19 protein-coding genes are annotated in these 18,321 nt (G+C 57.1%); 5 read left to right on the forward strand and 14 right to left on the reverse strand.

Going from position 1 to position 18,321, the window contains the following annotated elements:
• Positions 1-3: 3 nt before the first annotated feature.
• Together KM176_RS17295 and KM176_RS17300 are read right to left on the reverse strand one after the other, a co-directional pair.
• A complete protein-coding gene (locus KM176_RS17295) occupies positions 4-495 on the reverse strand; it encodes a MerR family transcriptional regulator (protein WP_160895086.1) in 492 nt (163 codons plus the stop codon).
• Between the two features lie 46 nt (positions 496-541).
• The gene (locus tag KM176_RS17300; protein ID WP_160895085.1) at positions 542-973 is read right to left on the reverse strand and encodes a hypothetical protein; all 432 of its coding nucleotides are present in this window, start codon (positions 971-973) and stop codon (positions 542-544) included.
• Positions 974-1,309: 336 nt separating this feature from the next.
• Between KM176_RS17300 and KM176_RS17305 the strand changes: the two genes are divergently transcribed.
• A complete protein-coding gene (locus KM176_RS17305) occupies positions 1,310-1,669 on the forward strand; it encodes a hypothetical protein (protein ID WP_160895084.1) in 360 nt (119 codons plus the stop codon).
• A 63-nt stretch (positions 1,670-1,732) separates the two neighbouring features.
• Here the strand turns inward: KM176_RS17305 and KM176_RS17310 are convergent, their stop codons facing one another.
• From KM176_RS17310 to KM176_RS25365, 7 genes are all read right to left on the reverse strand, one after another.
• Positions 1,733-3,520, reverse strand: a complete 1,788-nt coding sequence (locus KM176_RS17310) for a phage terminase large subunit family protein (protein ID WP_160895083.1) — start codon at positions 3,518-3,520, stop codon at positions 1,733-1,735.
• Complete coding sequence (locus tag KM176_RS17315; protein WP_236045353.1) at positions 3,510-3,938, reverse strand: DNA packaging protein; 429 nt, start codon at positions 3,936-3,938, stop codon at positions 3,510-3,512. Before KM176_RS17315 ends, KM176_RS17310 begins: the two co-directional genes overlap by 11 nt.
• Positions 3,939-4,511: 573 nt before the next feature.
• The gene (locus KM176_RS17320) at positions 4,512-4,748 is read right to left on the reverse strand and encodes a hypothetical protein (RefSeq protein WP_160895081.1); all 237 of its coding nucleotides are present in this window, start codon (positions 4,746-4,748) and stop codon (positions 4,512-4,514) included.
• Entirely contained in the window at positions 4,745-5,497 is a 753-nt protein-coding gene (locus KM176_RS17325) for a hypothetical protein (RefSeq protein ID WP_160895080.1), read from the reverse strand. The genes KM176_RS17320 and KM176_RS17325 overlap by 4 nt, the downstream gene beginning before the upstream one ends.
• Positions 5,412-6,482, reverse strand: coding sequence for a tyrosine-type recombinase/integrase (locus KM176_RS17330; RefSeq protein WP_311136171.1), 1,071 nt, complete (start codon positions 6,480-6,482; stop codon positions 5,412-5,414). Before KM176_RS17330 ends, KM176_RS17325 begins: the two co-directional genes overlap by 86 nt.
• On the reverse strand, positions 6,479-6,688 hold the full coding sequence (locus KM176_RS17335; RefSeq protein WP_202397878.1) for a hypothetical protein: 210 nt from the start codon (positions 6,686-6,688) through the stop codon (positions 6,479-6,481). The genes KM176_RS17330 and KM176_RS17335 overlap by 4 nt, the downstream gene beginning before the upstream one ends.
• Positions 6,657-6,896, reverse strand: coding sequence for a helix-turn-helix domain-containing protein (locus tag KM176_RS25365; RefSeq protein ID WP_160895078.1), 240 nt, complete (start codon positions 6,894-6,896; stop codon positions 6,657-6,659). The genes KM176_RS17335 and KM176_RS25365 overlap by 32 nt, the downstream gene beginning before the upstream one ends.
• Positions 6,897-7,001: 105 nt before the next feature.
• Here KM176_RS25365 and KM176_RS17345 point away from each other — a divergent pair, with 105 nt between their 5' ends.
• Entirely contained in the window at positions 7,002-7,403 is a 402-nt protein-coding gene (locus KM176_RS17345) for a helix-turn-helix domain-containing protein (RefSeq protein WP_160895077.1), read from the forward strand.
• A 579-nt stretch (positions 7,404-7,982) separates the two neighbouring features.
• Here the strand turns inward: KM176_RS17345 and KM176_RS17350 are convergent.
• The 5 genes from KM176_RS17350 to KM176_RS17370 are packed head-to-tail and all read right to left on the reverse strand — an operon-like array spanning position 7,983 to position 11,505.
• Positions 7,983-8,273 carry a DCL family protein gene (locus KM176_RS17350; RefSeq protein ID WP_160895076.1) on the reverse strand — a complete coding sequence of 97 codons (291 nt, stop codon included), beginning with the start codon at positions 8,271-8,273 and terminating at the stop codon, positions 7,983-7,985.
• The gene (locus tag KM176_RS17355; RefSeq protein WP_160895075.1) at positions 8,274-10,229 is read right to left on the reverse strand and encodes an ATP-binding protein; all 1,956 of its coding nucleotides are present in this window, start codon (positions 10,227-10,229) and stop codon (positions 8,274-8,276) included.
• Entirely contained in the window at positions 10,216-10,737 is a 522-nt protein-coding gene (locus KM176_RS17360; protein ID WP_160895074.1) for an ABC-three component system middle component 5, read from the reverse strand. Before KM176_RS17360 ends, KM176_RS17355 begins: the two co-directional genes overlap by 14 nt.
• On the reverse strand, positions 10,734-11,315 hold the full coding sequence (locus KM176_RS17365; protein WP_160895073.1) for an ABC-three component system protein: 582 nt from the start codon (positions 11,313-11,315) through the stop codon (positions 10,734-10,736). Before KM176_RS17365 ends, KM176_RS17360 begins: the two co-directional genes overlap by 4 nt.
• Positions 11,316-11,337: 22 nt before the next feature.
• Entirely contained in the window at positions 11,338-11,505 is a 168-nt protein-coding gene (locus KM176_RS17370) for a hypothetical protein (RefSeq protein ID WP_202397865.1), read from the reverse strand.
• 830 nt (positions 11,506-12,335) lie between these two features.
• Between KM176_RS17370 and KM176_RS17375 the strand changes: the two genes are divergently transcribed.
• The 3 genes from KM176_RS17375 to KM176_RS17385 are packed head-to-tail and all read left to right on the forward strand — an operon-like array spanning position 12,336 to position 18,313.
• Positions 12,336-15,032, forward strand: coding sequence for a class I SAM-dependent DNA methyltransferase (locus KM176_RS17375; RefSeq protein WP_160895072.1), 2,697 nt, complete (start codon positions 12,336-12,338; stop codon positions 15,030-15,032).
• Between the two features lie 3 nt (positions 15,033-15,035).
• On the forward strand, positions 15,036-17,111 hold the full coding sequence (locus KM176_RS17380; RefSeq protein WP_160895071.1) for a DEAD/DEAH box helicase: 2,076 nt from the start codon (positions 15,036-15,038) through the stop codon (positions 17,109-17,111).
• On the forward strand, positions 17,111-18,313 hold the full coding sequence (locus KM176_RS17385) for a GIY-YIG nuclease family protein (protein WP_160895070.1): 1,203 nt from the start codon (positions 17,111-17,113) through the stop codon (positions 18,311-18,313). The genes KM176_RS17380 and KM176_RS17385 overlap by 1 nt, the downstream gene beginning before the upstream one ends.
• The last annotated feature ends 8 nt before the right edge of the window (positions 18,314-18,321 follow it).

Here is an 18,321-nt window from a genome sequence, read left to right on the forward strand (position 1 = left end):
TGATTAGGGCTGGTTACCAGAGCGGATGTTCTTGACGGCCTTCCAGAAGTTCTGGAGCGCACGCTCCCCCACCTCGTTGCCATGCGACAGAGAAATATCGTCTGCCAGCTTGCGAGCGATGCTTGCTCCGTCATTTTCGAGAAGGAAGGTCAGAAACACATCTTCATATTCGTTGGGGGCCGGATGGATCTTGCCACCAACAAACCCAATCCGAACCTCCTTTTGGTTCATGAAGTCATGGAAGACGCCGTAGTGAACGGCTTTGCATGCCTGACCTACCGGAACACCCACGGACATCAGCTTCTGCGCGGCTTTGGCCTGCAAAAGGTGGCGGAACTGAAAAGTCATCTCAGGTGCACGCCCAGTGCCGCCCCAGACAGGCTGGGGAAGAAAATCGTGCCGTTTCCGCCAAGTACGAAAAGTCTCGACAGGTACACCCAAGATTTCTGCGGCGGTACGAGCATTGATGCTCCAGTCGGTAAGTTTGATTTCCATGCACAAGATCTCCTAGTTCATGATGAACCTTATGGTTCATGTTGAACTATGTCAATTGGGTGGATGCTGCGGTAACGCGCCACGCGTCCTCACGCAGCTGCTCCGCCCAAAAGTCCGAAAGCTCCAACTCGGGATTGAAGAATGCTGTCAGCAGCTTGTAGGCAAGGCACTGCGGCGTTCTCAGCGGTGCCGCGGCGATCTGCTCTTCAAGCGCTTCCACCTCGACAAACAGCGGTTCGATCACGTCGGCTTCCACAGTTGGGGTCAGGGTGCCGCCCGAATGGTGAAGCGCGATAGTCTCGTCCAGGTCATCACGCGCGAAGCAGAACCTAAGGTAAAGGTCCAACAAAGGAGATTGCCGCGCCGGACCAGTCGGGCCGGTGGTGGACGCAGCCACAGCGGGAAACGTTGTTGCCGCTGCCAGCGCCGGAATTGCTTTCAACAGGTTGCGGCGTGAGGTATCTTTGGGGGCAGTCATGATCGATCTCCTTATCCAGATCGGTTTCATGTCAGGGCCGTTTGGTGTTCCCGCACCGGGCGGCCCGCATTCTCTCAGTCGCGCGGCGCGACTGCGGTCAGGTCCATCAGCTCTGTGTGACCCCTGCCGATGATGTACTCGGCATCGCCTTCCGCAGAACTGTCACAACTGTTGCTGACTGGGATCGATGAGTGTCACGGGCTTCTTGTTCGAGCCACTGCTTCACGTCCAAAGGCAAATTCATCTTGAATTGTACGGTTTCCATAACGCGCTCCGCTTGCGGACATTTTATGTCCGTATAGGTACACGAAATGTCCGTGGCGGCAAGGACAAAAAATGTCCATAGTCGTGACTATGAAGGAAGATGCACTCGTTCAATTCAAGCTGATGCTTCCTGCGTCCCTTAAGCGGGCGCTTGAAGAGCGTGCGCATACGAATCGCCGCGCTCTTTCTCAGGAAATGGTCGCCATCCTTGAACAATCTCTGCCCGCTGCAAGGGATCGTCTGCGCAAAACCCATGCACTGGCGGACCTGGCCGCCTTGGCCGAAGAATTCGAAGGTGAGGAAGGCGACCTGGTCCGTAGGCTGGTGCTCAGGAAAATGGATCAGGAGATCAGCGAGATTGAAAAACTAAGGAGCACGCTCGAAACTCTTCAGCTGGAAGCCCTTCGTGGCGAAAAGTCCAAGGATTCGTAGTTTTTCTCTGTGTAAAATGCACTGCCAGTGCATTTCTTGATCTGAACTCTTTTTGGGTTGCGACTAGCCGGTTATGAATTTTGACTGGATCACATTGCGGGGCTTCAGCTTGTTCTGAATGCCCCCAGCCTTCAGTTGCTCGGCACGCTCTGCAAAGTTCACATGTGCCGCTTGCCGCGCCGCAAGGCTGTAGACAAAGCAGTCCAGCGCCTCGGCCCGTCGCCCTGGGACGCGCTCGAACCGGCGTTGTGGCTGGCCTCTGACATAGCGCACGACGGCACGTTCGGACACCAGCTGTTCGAACCAAACCGGCGGCAGGCTATCGGAAAACCGGATGGAACCGGGCCGCGCCAGTCGGGCAAGGATCGCCGTCTTGATGCCGTCCACGCCGATCAGCCAAAGTCGCGTCTCTTTCGGCCTGCGGCTCCTGGAGGGTTCCAGATACTTGCGGGTGCCTGACACGCCCTTGCCTGCCATGATCCGGCGACGGGCGCGAGGGCCGCAGAACGCCATGACGGCTTCCATCGTCACGCCATCGCCCGCGTCGATCACAGCCGCCTCAAGGCCCAAGGAACCGCCCAGGGGATGCGGCCAGCGGGCTTTCAGAACGGTGTCGAGGTCCGCCCAGGTCCGTTCGTCATCCCAGTTCCCCCAGATCACTTCGTGACCCAGAACATAGGCGGTTTCGTCCTGGTCAAAGCCGGTGAAGGTGATTTCAAGCCGGTCGTGCTGCGTGTCGATCCCGGCCGTCACGACCAACACGCTTTCCGGCAGGGCGTCGAGGCCGAACGCCTCGGCCCGGCTGGCAAGCTCGCCGTCGTCCAGTTCGTCGCCCGATCCGGTCCATCCCTGCCCAAGAATGGTATTGACGAAGGTTTGCAGCGTGGTCGGGTCTTTCTTGGCAACAAGGAATTCCCGGACCAGCTGGGGCCAAGACGCGTTGGCATGCAACGACACTAGGGCGTTCAGCTGAAAGCCCGCGTGGCCCTTCACCTCGGGCCGCGTGGCCCTCCAAACGCCATGCTCTACCATGACACGCTTGTATCGTTCGGGGATCTCTGCGGCGCAATGAGGGCACTGCCAGCGGGCGGTTTCCGGCTGTCCTTCGTCCCAGAGGATCGCGTCCCAAAGGATTTCGGCGTGCGCGCCACACTCGGGGCAAGGCACTTCGAACACGCGGGCGTCGGATTCCGCAAAGGCGCGCAGAACGTTGCTGGTGTCCTCATGCACGGGGGTACTGCCCAGGACAATCTTGCGGTCGGGAAAAGACAGGGTGCGCTTTTCCGCCAGCAGGATCGGCGACCCTTCGGGCGTGGGTTCCATGCCGTCCACCTCGTCCATGAACAGGACGCGCACGTTGTGGCGGCGCAGGTTGCGGGGGGCCTTGGCTGCGACCACCTTCAGCGACCCACCGGGAAACCGGCGTGACGTGAGTGTGTTGCGGTCGTCGCCCTCGATGTCATAGGCCAGCGCCTTTGACACGGCAGGCGATGCGCCAAAGATCGGTTCCACGTCGCTCACGATGTAGTCGCGGCAATCGGCCTCGGCAGGCAGAACGCAGAGAATGGGTGCGGGTTCGTTGGCAACGAAGGACGCAACGGCAGAGGTCAATAGCGTGGTGAAGCCGACGCGCACCGGCTTGACCAGCGTCACACGTTCAAGGGTCGGGTCGCCGATGGCATCCGCGATTTCGCGTTGGAAGGGCCACAGCTCGACAAGGCCGGGTTGGGCACTCACGCCTTCTGGCAGGTACACGTTGGCTTCGATCCATTCGGACAGGCGCAGACGCGGCGGCGGTATGAGCGCACGAAGCGCCTTGGCGGTTACCTGGTCGAGAAGGTCAGTCTGCATTGCCAAGCTCCGTCAGGGCAGTTCTCAGGGTGCGGTCCAGTGCCGCGATGGTTTCGGGGGGCAGGTCGGGAACGTCGGACCGCAGGCGGGACGGCACGGCCATGATGCGGGCGCGGACCTGGCGCAGCACGTCGGACCACCTGCGTTCGATGTCGGCAGCGTCAAGAAGCTCGCCGCGCGCCTTCGCGTTCTTGATCGCCTGGGCGTCGGCCTGTTCCTTGGCCAACCGCGCCCGGTTTGCGGTCAATTGCGCCGCCTGGTCTGCCGTGCCCCAGCCTGCCGCAATACTGCGAAGATGGGTCACGTAGGCGGTCACGGTAGCGGTCAGATCATAGCTGTCATGGGCCAGATGGACTGCGATTCCGCGCTTCTTCAGATCGTGTAGCGCCGCTGGGGAGAGGTCGAGAAGATCGCACAAATCTTTGCCTCCTACGGTGTGGCGAGGACCTTCCCCAAGCGGAAGCTCTGACATTATCCTCACGTTTTTAACCCCTTACGCAATTTTTGCAGGGGCTGACACTTCGGGGCTTATCAGACCCGCTCGGCCAATCGTCGGGAAGGACCCGCTTCAGAATTTGGGCGGTCACTGTGCCAACGGGTTTCCACTCGCCGGGTTCAAAGCTGTCGCACGTCTCTCTCATGTCTAACGTTCCCCTTTACTCTCTCACCTGCTCAATGGTGAGGTTCGGAGCGAAAGGCATAGGACGACTGCCTACGCTCAAAAGCGTAGCAGTCCCTAGCCCTTCGCGTGAAGATCCTGCTCAACGGAGCCGGTCCATCGCTTTAGGCCCAACCGGTCATGCGCTCCTGCCGGTCGGTCGGTTGCTGCTTGCGACACCTGAGCGCGGTGCCGGGGATCGGGCCTCAACCTTTCGGACTGCCCTTCGCCTGTGATCCCGCCCGTGGTAGGCGACTGCTGCCTGGGGCCACCGTTGGTACCCCGTCCCCCAAGACAGCCCCTGCAAGATCGTGTGCAGGGGTCACGGGTGCATCACCGTTCGATGACTTCGAAAACGTCTGTGATTGCCGTAGGGGAGTGCTGCTCCGCGATGAGGCGGCGCATGATCTGTTCTTGCTTGGTGCTCGGATGCCAGCTTCGACGCTTGCCGTTGCGTGCAATCGAGAGAACGAAGCCTTTCAGCCAAGCATCGTTCTCGCTCGCCAGGACGCGGCGGACGATCACGGGCCAACGGAGGGTCATGATTTCATCCAGTTCGGCTTCGGTCATGCAGCTACCCTCCCCTGGATGTGAGAGAGGAACGCGGCGCGATCCTGTGGGCTCATGGCCTCAAAGGCCGCAAGCGCGTATGCCTTGAGTTCCGGGCGCGCGGCGATGGAAGCCCACCAACGTGCATCGCCCATGATCGCCCCCAAAGGCGACAGGGGCATCCCTGCCTCTTCATGATCGAAGAGTGCCGCCCTAGCGGCGGCTTCACGGGTGTCGGACGGAAGCGCCCGCAGCGCAGCAAAAGCGACCCCGGCAAGTTCCGTGAAGTCCAAGCGCGCAGCCCAGACCGTTATGACGCCTTGCCACGCGTCCGGGCTTCCCAAGGTCAGGGCATAGCCAAGCATCCGGGTAGCGCGCTTGTGGCGATCTGCAATGAGCTTTCCGAATGCGCTGCCCTTCGGGGCCTTGAGCGTTGCCTCTTCAGTGACCCTGCGGTAATCTTCACCTTGAAGCTCATCAGCTTTGATTTCAGCCCCGGTTGCAGTTGCCGCTGCACCGGGGTTTTCATTTGCCTGCACTGCAAAGGCGTTTGAAACATTCCTGTTCTGTTCGCTGCCTACCTGTGGGTGATTTGAAACGTAACCCACTTGTTTCGAATGGTTTTTAGGCCGGATTGCAAATCCGTGTACACCGGTTCGATTCCGGTACTCGCCTCCAATATTTTCAATGACATAGCTGATTCCTCTTCTTAGGGGTATCACTGCGGGTATCAGGTTCTTTTTCTGATCCCCGTTCGTTCCCCGTGTCATTTCGTTTCTCTGCCGCCTGTCGCGCCCGCATGATCTGGCGCGCCTCACCGGCATACTTCCGGACCATCGCGTCGGTCGCGTGGCCGCTGAAAGATTTGATCTCATCGTCAGAGCAGCCCGCCCAGGCCAACTCCTTGATTCCACGATAGCGCAGGGCGTGCAGATCGAACTGCTCCAGCTGCATGCGTCGCCGCGCCCTGAGCATGATTTGCGCCATGTAACGATAGCTCATCTTGCCGCCGGTCTGCGTTCGCAGGATTGGGCCGTCGGCATCACCTTCTAGTCGCGACTGAGCATTGAGCAGCGCGGCCTTTAACTCCGCCGTACAGGGCAGCTGAAGCGCGTAGCCGGTCTTGTTCTGCTGCACCGCCAGTGTTTCACCGTCAAAATCCGCCCAAGTGAAATCCACCCAATCCCCGGGCCGCTGTACCGTGCCGACGCCAATCTCGAAGATAAGCCGCTCGATGGCCGTCGCTTTCTCGCGAAAGGTCGCTACGGCCTGATCGGTCCACGGCAAATGGGCCTGCTTCTTGTCGTCGGGCGTCGGCAAATGACGGACGCCCTTCGCTGGGTTCTGCGACAGCCAGCCAAGATCAATTGCGTGCTCGCACAGGATGACCAGCATCTGCGGGATGTAATTGGCAAAGCGGACGCGGTGCGCATTGGCCCGTTGCGCTTTGATGACATCCTGACGCGACAACAGCTTCACGTCCCGCTCGCCGATCTTCTCTTCGAGGTAGGTTAGGACCTTCTCGTAATCTTGACGAGTGCGTGGCTTCAGCGATGTCCAGCGATCCGAGACCCGATAGTCCTTCATCAAGGCAGACCAGCTGGTCTTTGCCTGCATCCTCTTACCGGTCAGAATCTCCCAGTATTCAAGATCGAACTCAGGCGTACCCTCCTTCGCGGAAATCCGATGGTAGCGGCCCTGAACGCGCACATACCATCTACCGCTAGGGTGCCGCCAAAGAAACTTCTTCTTCACCAATCGACATCCTCCAACCCTTGCACGGCTTTGCCTGAGACAAAGGCCGAGAGTTCCTCGACGCTCCAGCGTGTCAGGCCCGGCGCCAGCTCTCGCCCACGCGGGACGCTGCCATGGGCGACGAGGCTGCGGAATTCGTCGATCCGGACGCTCAGTAGATGTGCTGCGCCGCTCTCAGAGACGACCAATGGGCGAAGGTTGCTCATCAGAGGCCTCCTCGTCGGTATGATCGTTGCGAAGGGCCTGGACCGTATGCGCATCCAGAAACTCGTTGAGGGCGCTCTCAGGAACGAGGAAGCGGCGCCCCACGCGGACGTGCCGTAGGCGGCGATCACCAAGCAGGGATCGGACATGCCGCACGGACAATGACAGTCGCTTGGCCACGTCCTTCGGCTCTAACATCATCTCGGACATGACTTTCCTTTCGTCTGATACATCGGTAGACCTCTTGGTGTCGAAACAAGCAATCCACGGACGATATGTCCATATATGGCCACTTATGGCCAATTAAGGTCGCACATGTCCAGTACCTTTTCGAAGATAGGGGGGCGTCTCAGGGAGCTGAGGGCACGAACGGGCCTGAATCAGCAGGATTTTGCTGAAACGATCGATACATCGTTCCGCTCCTACCGAGCCTATGAGAACGGACAGCGCGAGCTGCCAACCGCTGTCGTGCTGCGCATTCATGAGATCATGAACGTGTCGCCCCATTGGCTTCTGCTCGGGGAAAAGGAACCGACCGACGACCGTAGCATGCAGATCATCGAGCAGGTCGCGAAGGCAAGTCTGGACGCGATGGATCAATCAGCGACAGAGCGCGACAACGCCGAGAAAGCCAAGAAGCTGCGGCTCCTGATAAAACTCAGCCTGAGCCAAGGCGAGTGCCTGCCAGAGGCGGATATCATGGAGCTGTGGGGGTAAGCGCTGCTGTCCAACTGAAGGAAAAAGGAAGCTAACATTGACGCATTCAGTCAATCTCACTACTGCGCGGCTTGTGAAGCTAGTAAGAAATCTTAAGTTTCTAGCAGCTTGTCTGTGCCTGTCCGGCCTGGGTTTCGGCGGCCTCTATGTCGTGACGCACGGAAGCGCAGGGGCTGGTCTGTCAAATTTGGCGGCATGTTTCGTTTCCTTGGCGACGGCAATCCTGGCTCAGCGAGCAAAGGTGGGGGCTGCGCGTGCACTGGCAAGCTTGACTGGTCAGGCTTAACGTGAGTGCCATCGAAATCGACAAGAACAGTAGCCTTGCAAGGGAAACTTACTGTCGCGCCCGTGACGCTTGTGCCCCAATCGAAAAATCCGCTGAACTTTAAGCTATGCCTTCTACACACCTCAACAACCGAGGGCGCTAAAGCGCTATCTACCCCCCTTCCCCCGACCTTTCGTGCAATGCTCTATTTCGGCCTTTAAGTGCCTCAAAATCGAAGGGTTGTGGCCGCCCAGATACCTCACCGGAAATAATAGCGATTTTTGGAAACCTGACCTTATCTGCCTTTTAACTTGTCAGACACAGCTCTTATAGGAAAATCTCTCCTCAGTTTGATCCACCCTCAACACCCAAAAGCATTGAGTTCCATAATCTGCACTGCGAACTTCAAAACTACTAATTCCTGCACCAATCTTAGCGTCAGCTTCGGGGTGCCTTTTCAAGGCTTCGCGGAGGAACACGGCGTCCTCTTCATTAACTGGAGATCCTGGGGCGTATCGATTTAGCATGGCGCGCAGATACGCCAGCGCATCTCCCTTCGTTCTGAATTTTATCCCCATTATCTCAACCGGCACAGATCTTGGCATTCAAATCTCCCGCCCCTGATCTTCAAAGCCAAATGCCTTTGGAAGAAACTCAAGTGTACCTTCTTCACGCGTCGAATGCCGACCAACAAACAGGCCCTGATCCAACTCAGACCATGGCATCGCTGTCGCGAGAATTACTTGATGATCAACTTTCGTTTGATTTGAAAGTTTTATCAGCTGATCTTGAAAATTATGACTTCTAGATAGCTCAATTCCTTTATCTTCCGTGATATCAATCATAAGAAAGCGCGGGTGCCGAAACTTCGGATCCTCAAGCGCTGCCTCAAGAAATCCTACTAGAAACGCCAGTTTCAGGATCACCCTCGAACTTGCGGAAAAGTAAGTGTTATGGTCAACCGTGATAGAATTTTTTGCAAATGAAAATTGAATACTTTTGGGATTCTCGAAAGAGTCCTGCCGCTTCAAATCCCCCTTTAGGAATTCAATAGCCTTCTTCTCAATCAAAGACCTAGCGCTCCTCAAACGACTTGTTTGACTGAGCTGAAGTGAACTAATTTTTGAACTGAGCGATTGGATGTCTCGATCCAGATTCGCTTTTTTCTCCGACAAGTCACCGATCTTGTTCGCAAGTTTGACCTGCTTTTCAATGTCCTCAATGGACTTATCAACGTAACCCAACCGCCTTTGCAGTTCGTGAATCTTCTCGCGTGCCGCTGATGTAGGCCGAGCCGAGAGAGCCGAGAGCTTCTTTGCCTCGGCTCGCCATTCTGATTGAAGTGACGATAGCTTCTCCTGGTAACTATCAAGCCTACCCTGCCTAATTACTTGAAGCCTCTCGGATTGCTTAATTTGTATGGAGATTTCATTCACAATTCCAACAATTCTATCGCGTTCCCTCTCCACGTCCAGCGGCGTTTTACAAAGGTGGCAAGCTGAAATTGTATTCTCTGCAGCAGAAACCTCAGCGTAGCAGGCAGGGCAGGTTTCAAATTGAACTGCCCCCACGATTGAGGCTGCCAAATCTGCGTCTCGAAGCGCCTCTAGTCGAGAGTGCAGAGTGCGGATGAATGCAGCAGAATCGGAAATCTCAAACTCTACAGCGTCTATTTCAGACTGAACCTCTTGAATTTTGACCTGTAGTTTCTGAACTTTTTTGTAAAGCTGCTTTTGGGACTGCAAAGACAGCTTCTTTGCACCAGGGTCGGAGAAGAAAAGTTCTTCTTCTTCAGAGAGTTCTTTAGAAACCTCGTCGCGTTCTTTGTTCAACGCGCCTCGCCGCTGGTTAATCCACTCTAGCGTCATACTTTCATCGTCACCTCCCACAACGCGGAAGATGCTTCGCAATTCTGCTGTTGCCTCTGTAAATTGGCGTTCTTTGGTGCGCTTCAATTGTTGAAGTTCGTATATTTCGGTATCGAAGGCGCCGCACAGAAGGTTCCCAACTGCCTCGCGCAGATTTTCAGGGTCATACCCTTCAAATCTAAAAAGATTTTCAGTTGGAGAAAGTTGGTCCGCATACAGGAGGCGAAGGATTTGATGTACCGTAATGCTCGACGTTCCTTCAACTGCAACGTCGGGCATTTCAAGAAGTCGAAAGATGGCCTGTGAAAAACTCTCTTGGTTTGTCGAGCGTGAGTATGGATACCGTTTCCATGCTTCAATTGGAGCAGAAACCGCATCTTCGTAGCGCCCACCATATATTTCCATCGGGGACTGCGAAGAAACATCAATTTCTCTACGCAACACAGCTGGATTTCCATTAAATTCTGCTTCTAGCCAGACATGATCACATAGAAGCGCGTGTCTGCTCCAAGCGGAACGATCAAGGTTGCCGCCGAGGCCAAAGAAGAGGAAGTTCATTATGGTAGATTTTCCAGAGGAATTATCCCCTCGAATTACGTTAACGCCTTTATGAAAGGCCTCATCATAAAGAACTGCTTCCGCTCGTTTCACCACAAGCCGTTTAACTATGAGGCACGGGTCAAATCGAGTCATACCGGAACTCCAAGAGGTTAGTCCGATCCTTCAAGCCATCTCGCCCTCCCAGAGGGTAACGCGATTTAATTTGGCACAGGATATTTGTGAAATCTGCCATTTCTTCGTTCGCAGCTAAACACCGTGAAGAAAAATCGAGGGGCAGTTCTTCAGGTGTAAATTTTACCTCTTCGACATTCCAGGCCGCACCCTCCAGATAGCCGCTATGGACGAGGCTGGCTGCTGCTGCTCGCTGAAATGGCTCCATGCGCAAGAATACGACATTATCCTCAGGCATTGCTCCATAGGGAGTGCGCTTTTCGTAGTTTTTGCTTATTTTGCGCCAGCCGGTATCATGCTCCAAAAACCTCATGCCTTGCAGTCTGAATGGGAATAGAAGGTAAAAGTCGAGAATTCTCAACATTTCAAAGGGCATCCGCGCGCTGATGTCGCACGCTAAGTGAAGTCGCGCAAATCTGAATACGGCGTGATATGGATCGAATGCTTCATTGTAAGTGAATTGCGTCATGGCTTTACCACTCCGTGGTGCCACTTGATAAAACACTGCTCAGCCAGCCAATAGACCATTCCTTGAACAATGTTGTGATTCACATACATCAAATCACCACCGCACTCCTCTACGATGGGGTTGACAATGCGATCTATCACCATTGCATTTATCTCTTCGGCTGACCTTGAAGGTATTTGGCCGTAGATTACTTGCGTAAATTCGTTCTCAGCTTTCGCAAGGATGTGTACAAATATCTGCTGCGCCGAAGAATAAAGAGACCACTTCTCCAGAAGTTTGGCAAACATCTCTTTCTTTTCTATTGCGTCATCGTAGTAGCTAGAACGGCCGCTTGCTTCAAGCTTGGCTTCTAGCCCGTCTATGCCATCAGGGGCCCGGCGCAGATGATATCGCGCAAGCTCATCTATAGTCGTTTGCGTTTTCTCATTTGAGTCGTACTGCACCTGAAGCCGAACAAGCATCTTCTCTACTAGGCTCTTCTTAGGCTCTAAGTGATAGAAATCCCTGCCAGCAATATTCCCGCCCGCAACTGCACCTTGCTGGTTGGAGATACTTCCTTCGTGATTTGCAATTTTCATAAAAAACTTCGAATTATTTAAGTTAGTGCTTATCACGCCCGACGATATCGCCACCGGCCTTGGCGTTCGCCTGATCTACGGCATTGCCATTACGATCAGCGCGAACATTCTTCGTCACTTGAAAAGTAAGCCATGAGCCACCGATACCCGTCACCAAGCCGCCAATAAAATTCCAGAGATCAAATTCCATGCGGCATCCTATCCACTTTCATGTCACGTACTAACATCTGCCTGCTTTTGGGGGCTCCGGCAACCATTTTGCGTCCGTTTGGCGACAAGTACGTCCCTTTGCTCCGCCGCAGGTCTTTCCTCCAGCGGCGATCAGAGCTCGGTTGGTGCTTACGCCAATCCGAGCAGGCTGTTGTGACTAGCAGTGCGCATAGTCACCCGAGGCTTGGTAGGCCAACGCGAAATGGGGTGAGCTTGGTCGCATCGGCGGTAGCAGTGGCACCAATCACGAAGTATGCCGGAGACGAGTTGTGAAATATCGTCTTGCTGAGCAGCCCGTCCCGCTCCGGCTTACCGCACACGTGATGTCACATCATTCGCTTTGGAGCGGGCGAGTGAGCAGAGTAGCCTCTCGCGCGTGTCTTCGGGCAGCCTCACATTGACATGCACCTGCACCAAGCATCTAAGCCGCTTAACAACACCCCCCCAGGCGACCGGCATAAAGGCCGAGCTCAATACCGGGGGGGGGGTGCTTGTTCTCAAGGGGCTGTTCGTCACCTGGAGGTCCACGAATAGTCCCTTTCACTTCTATGCAGCTTCGTTACCCGCTGGCGTCTAAACGATCCTGATTTGCACCCGCCTCAGTGCCCAGTGTGGTCCCGGACCACATTTTCGATCCGACCACCCGTAGTGCTCCGGAGTTGCCCCCCGCCCCCTCAGGGACAATCGCGGTAACTGGATACCATCAACGCCCAACCGCTCCGACAGACAATTACGTCGGTTTACGTTTGTTTTCGGTAGTTTCGCACGGTTACCTGCACTACCAATAGGGTAACGACGCCGAGGCCCTTGATGAACCCTACTGAAATTTATGACGCACTGGCGGAGATTGCCGCCGAACCGTTTGATGCAACCGAATTCCCCTTTGCCTTTGCCGCCGCCACCGATGGCGCCAAGGCGGCGATCTCCAAGCTGCGGAGCGGGTCGACCAACAAGTCCGACCTTCCTGGCGGTGTGCTGTTCGGCAAGAAGTTCCACTTCGCCCCTGCGCTGGCGGGCATGACCGATGTCACGCTGGAACATCTGCGCAGCTCGAAGAAGACCAAGACTTCGAAGCCCGCGATCCTGATTGCCACCGATGGCGAGATGATCTCGGCAGAGCATCCGGCCTCGGGCGATACGCTCCACTGCCGCTTTGACGAGCTTGGCGACAATTTCGGCTTCTTCCTGCCCGCTGCTGGCAAGGAACGCTACCGCGCGGTCGAAGAAAACCCCGTCGACGTCAAGGCCACCGGCAAACTGGCCCGCCTCTATGACGCGCTGACCAAAGCCAACCCCGACTGGGGCAGCGACGAGCGGCGGCACGAGATGAACCAGCTGATGATGCGGCTGATCTTCTGCATGTTCGCCGAGGACGTCGGCATCTTCCCGGACAACCAGTTCTCGCGCCTGCTGTTCACCCATGCGGGCGACAAGGGCGAGGAAGCGCGCGAAACCATCATCGCGGCCTTCCAGGCGATGAACCTGCCCAAGGCCAAGCGTGAGGGGCTGCCCGCCTGGACGGGCGAACTGGAATACGTCAACGGCGGGCTGTTCGCGGGCACCATCGACGCGCCGCGCTTTGATGCCGTGGCCTTCCGCTATCTGCGCGAAGCCTGCGACCTGAACTGGCGCGAGATCAACCCCGACATCTTCGGCTCGATGATCCAGTCGGTGGCGGACCCCAAGCAGCGCTCGGAACTGGGGATGCACTACACCTCGGTGCCGAACATCATGAAGGTGATCGGGCCGCTGTTCCTTGATGACCTCGATGCCGAGATCCACAAGGCCTGGGACCGCGCCAAGGGCCTGCAACAGGTGCTGGACCGCATGTCGCGCATCCGGGTGTTCGACCCGGCCTGTGGATCGGGCAACTTCCTTGTCGTGTCTTATCGCGAGCTGAGGGCGCGTGAGACGCGCATCCTGCGGCGGTTGGAAGAGCTGAATGGCCCTGGATCGCTGTCCATGTTCTCGGCCATCCCGATCAGCCATTTCTATGGGATCGAGATCGCGGATTTCGCCGCCGAGACCGCCAAACTGGCGCTGTTCATCGCCGAGTATCAGGCGAATGCCAGCTTTGCCGAAGTCTTTGGCCGCCGCCCCGCCGCGCTGCCCCTAAAGGACGCGGCGCATATCCGCACCGGAAACTCCCTGCGTATCGACTGGGAGGAGGTCTGCCCGCCGCCCGGCGAGGGCGAGGAGGTGTTTATTGCGGGCAATCCGCCTTTCGTTGGCTCGAATTTCCAGACTGCTGAGCAGAAGGATGAACGGGACCGCCTCTTCAAAAAGGATTTCAAAGCCTACAAGAACTTGGACTATGTCGCAGGCTGGTTCTACTTGGCCGCGCGATACGCTGAAACCTTCGGGCGGACGCAGTTTGCTTTTGTGTCGACCAACTCGATTTCCCAAGGGCGCCAAGTGCCTTCGCTCTGGCCGCATATCCTCAGGAACCTGAGGATCAAATTCGCTCATACGTCCTTCCTATGGAGGAATAACGCATCCGCAAACGCGGCTGTGATTTGCGTAATCATAGGTGTCGCGCCCAATGATGGTGGCAAATCGAAGCTGTTTGAAAACGACTTATCGAGCGACGTCCCGGCCATCAGTCCCTACCTGATCCCGATTGCTCCGGTGTATGTGGAAGGCTCTGGCAAGTCGCTCTTTGACCTACCGCGCATGGACTACGGCTCTAAGCCTGCGGACGGTGGCAATCTTGTTCTCAGCCCTGAGGAAAGAGATACGATCATTACGTCCCACCCGGATGCGGCAATGTTCATTCGAAAGTACTTGGGCTCTCAAGAAGTTGTGCGCGGTCAAGTCCGGTACTGCGTGTGGATCAAGGACGAAGAAGCCGAGCTGGCGAACAAGATTCCAGTGCTCAAAGAGCGAATTGATGCTGTCAGGCGGTTCCGGGAAGAAAGCAAGAATCCTGCGACGACCCCCACTGCTGCAACTCCGCACAAGTTCTGGTTTACCGGCCCGGAACCACAGAACCATTCAATTCTCGTGCCAAGTGTTACCTCCGAGCGACGCCCATATCTTCCCGTCGAACGCGTCGGGGCGGATGTCATATCATCCAACCTGAACCAGGTACTCTACGACGCTCCTGAATGGTGCATCGCCCTGATCGCATCACGCCTGCACCTTGTCTGGATCGCCACCGTCTGCGGCAAGCTGAAATCCGACTTCCGCTACTCCAACACTCTCGGCTGGAACACCTTCCCGGTGCCGAAGTTCACCGAGGACCAGCTGGAGGCGCTTTCGGCCTCGGCCCGCAAGATCCTGCGTACCCGCTATTCCCATTACCCCGCCACGATTGCCGAGCTTTATGACCCCGACAAGATGCCCGACGACCTGCGCGCCGTGCATCGGGAGAACGACGAGCTTCTGGAAAGCATGTATATCGGCCGCCCCTTCCGCAATGACACCGAACGGCTGGAGAAGCTCTTCAAGCTCTATGCCGCCAAGGTGAAATCGCTGGAGGCCGCGCCAAAGAAAAAGAGGGCCTGACAGATGGTTCAGATGGTCAATGTCACCTATGGCACCTCCAAGGCGACGACGAATGCCCTTGGTCAGCGCCCGATGCAGGCCCGTACCTATGCCGCCCGCGCCGCGCAGTTCCTGCTGCTGAAGGCGCCGCCCGCGGCGGGCAAGAGCCGCGCGCTGATGTTCGTGGCGCTCGACAAGCTGCGCCATCAGGGGCTGGAGAAGGTGATCGTCTGCGTGCCCGAAACCTCGATCGGCGGGTCGTTCCGTTCGACCGATCTGACAAGTTATGGGTTCGAGGCCGATTGGGAGGTCAATGACCGCTGGAACCTCTGCCTGACCGGCGAGGATGCCGACAAGCAGAAGGTGCGCGCCTTCCAGACCTTTATGGACAGCGATGCGAAGGTGCTGGTCTGTACCCATGCCACCTTCCGCTTCGGCTTTGACGAGGTCATCAAGACCAAGGGGATCGAGGCGTTTGACAGCTGCTTCATCGCTATCGACGAATTCCACCATGTCTCGGCTTCGGACAACAACCGGCTGGGGGTGATCCTGCGCAGCCTAATCACTCGCGCTGAGTGTCATGTCATGGCGATGACCGGCAGCTATTTCCGGGGCGATGCCGATCCGGTGCTGCGCCCCGAGGACGAGGACCGCTTCACCAAGATCACCTACAGCTATTACGAGCAGCTGGAGGGCTATGCCTGGCTCAAGGCGCTCGGGATCAATTACGAGTTCTACAAGGGCAATTACGTCAACGGGCTGCCGGGCGTGCTGAACCCCGATCAGAAGACGATCATCCATATCCCGCATCGGGGATCGTCCGAGGCGTTCGACGACAAGTTCAACGAGGTGGGCAAGATCCTTGATCTGCTGGGCACCCATGAAGGGCGCGATCCCGAGACAGGGTTCGATCTGGTGCGCAAACCCGATGGCGGGCTGCTGAAGGTCGCGGACCTGGTCGATGATGGACCGGGGCGCGATATCGTCAAGGCAGCGCTGTCGCGCGAGATCAAGGGGCCGGATGGCAAGCGCGACGACGCGGCAGACCGGGCCAAGGTCGATATCATCATCGCGCTTGGGATGGCCAAGGAAGGGTTCGATTGGGTCTGGTGCGAACATGCGCTCACGATCGGCTACCGGTCGTCGCTGACCGAGATCGTGCAGATCATCGGGCGTGCAACCCGCGACGCGCCCGGTAAGCCACGCGCGCTGTTCACGAACCTTGTTGCCGAACCCGGCGTGGAAACCGGTGTCGTGACCGATGCCGTAAACGACATGCTCAAGGCCATCTCCGGTTCGCTGCTGATGGAGCAGGTGCTGGCCCCGAACTTCAAGTTCTACCGCCGCGAAGATGGCGACGTGCGAGCCCCGATGGGCACCGATCACGAGGGCAACATCACCATCGGCATCAAGGGACTGGTCGAGCCGCCCACAGACCGCTCGCGCGAGATCTGCGAGAAGGACATGAACGACCTGATGGCGACAGCCTACCAGGAGATGGACCGGCGTGTATTGTCTCCGGACACGGCTCCCGAGGTCGCAACCCAGATGGTGCTGACCGACATCATCGAGAAGCGGTATGAAACGCTGGATGCCGAAGAAGCGGAGTCCGTTCGTCAGCATCTCGCGGCGCATATGAATGTGCTAACGCTGGCGCGGAAGGAAGCAGAACGCGGTTTTGCCGAGGGGCAGTCGCCCCTGAGCGGCACGCCCCCGAAGCCGAGCGGTGACGACGATGACGGTGAGCCCGCCAGCGCACCGAACACCCTGCTGGAGATGGTTCGGAAGTTCATCAACGTCCGGGACATCGACATCGAGCTGATCGACAGCGTGAACACCTTCCAGGAGCGCTTCGAGGTCGCGTCGAAATCGCTGAACTCCGAGCTGCTGTCGCATGTGCAGTCGGCGATGGTGGCCCTGCGTGTGAATATGACCGGCGACGAGGCCAGAACGCTTTGGCCGCGCATCAAGGCATTCCGTGCCACTGAAGGGCGTGAGCCGAATGTCCATTCCGCCAATCCGCTTGAAAAGCGCATGGCTGAGGCGCTTGCTTGGCTGAAGGCCGAAAAGGCCAAGCGCCTGCGTGAAGGGGCCCTGTGATGTCGCGCCCGAGCCTGGAAGACATTTTCGCGGAAGACGACGAATTCGGCCTGTTGGATGTCAAACCTCGCGCCGGGCGCGGTGGTCCCTCGCAAGATCGTGGCGTCGCCGCCTTGCTTGAAGTCACGGCCTTCTATGAGCGGCATTCGCGCCTCCCTGATCCAGACGCAATGGATCACGACGAGATGCGCCTTGGCGCGATCTGGGACACCGTGAAGCTGACCCCTACCGATCAGATGCGGGCCGTGGACCGTTTGGGCCTGCTGAACGAAGACGCAGCTCCCACGCCGCGCTCATGGCAAGATGACCCCGTCGACGCGGATATCCCCGATAGCCTGGATGACATCTTCGCAGATGATGATCTTGATGTTGATCCGTCACTGGTCAGCCTTAAGCACACCACGCCCTCCGCAGAAAGGCATGTTCCGGATCATCGCGCTGACTTTGTGCCCTGTCAGGATTTCGAACAGTTCCGGGAGCGCTTTGAAACCGTCCAGCGCGGCCTGGAGGCCGGTGAACGCAAAGCAAGCCCGGTCCGGAAATGGTCGGTGATCGAACCGATTGAAGGGGACTTCTTCATCAGGAACGGCTTGCTGGCCATGATCGCTGAGAAGTCGGAAATGACTGCCCGTGGTGGTGCGCGCGACCATCGGCTCCGCGTCATCTTTTCCAACGGCACAGAGAGCGACCCGCTCATGTCATCATTCCGTAAATCCCTCAATGATGACAAGACGGCCCGCATGGTCCAAAAGGTTGGCCTCGGGCCGCTTGATCCTGAATGGGAGAGTGATCAGCTCGAACTCTCAGGAACGATTTATGTTGCCCGCTCTCGATCCGAAAACCCCGAGATCAAGGGGCAGCGCATGATCTTGCACAAGATCGGTGTCACTAGTCAGGACGTTGCCCGCCGCGTTGCTGACGCCAAAAACGATCCGACGTTCCTTCTTGCTCCGGTGGAGATTGTCGCCACATATAGCCTGAAAAATCTTTCGCGGAGCAAAGTAGAAAACTTGCTGCATCGCTTCTTCGCAGTCGCCCGCCCCGAGCTCACAGTGAACTATGGTGGGCGGCGGATCAGCCCACGGGAGTGGTTCCATGTCCTGCCCGACCATGTCGGTCAAGCAGCCAAGCTGATCGAGGACGGCACCTTACACCAGTATAGATACGACCCCGCGTCACAGAGGATAGTCCCCAAAAATTGAAGGCGTCG

It is taken from the genome of Pseudooceanicola endophyticus, assembly GCF_018760365.1.
GTDB lineage: Bacteria > Pseudomonadota > Alphaproteobacteria > Rhodobacterales > Rhodobacteraceae > Pseudooceanicola > Pseudooceanicola endophyticus.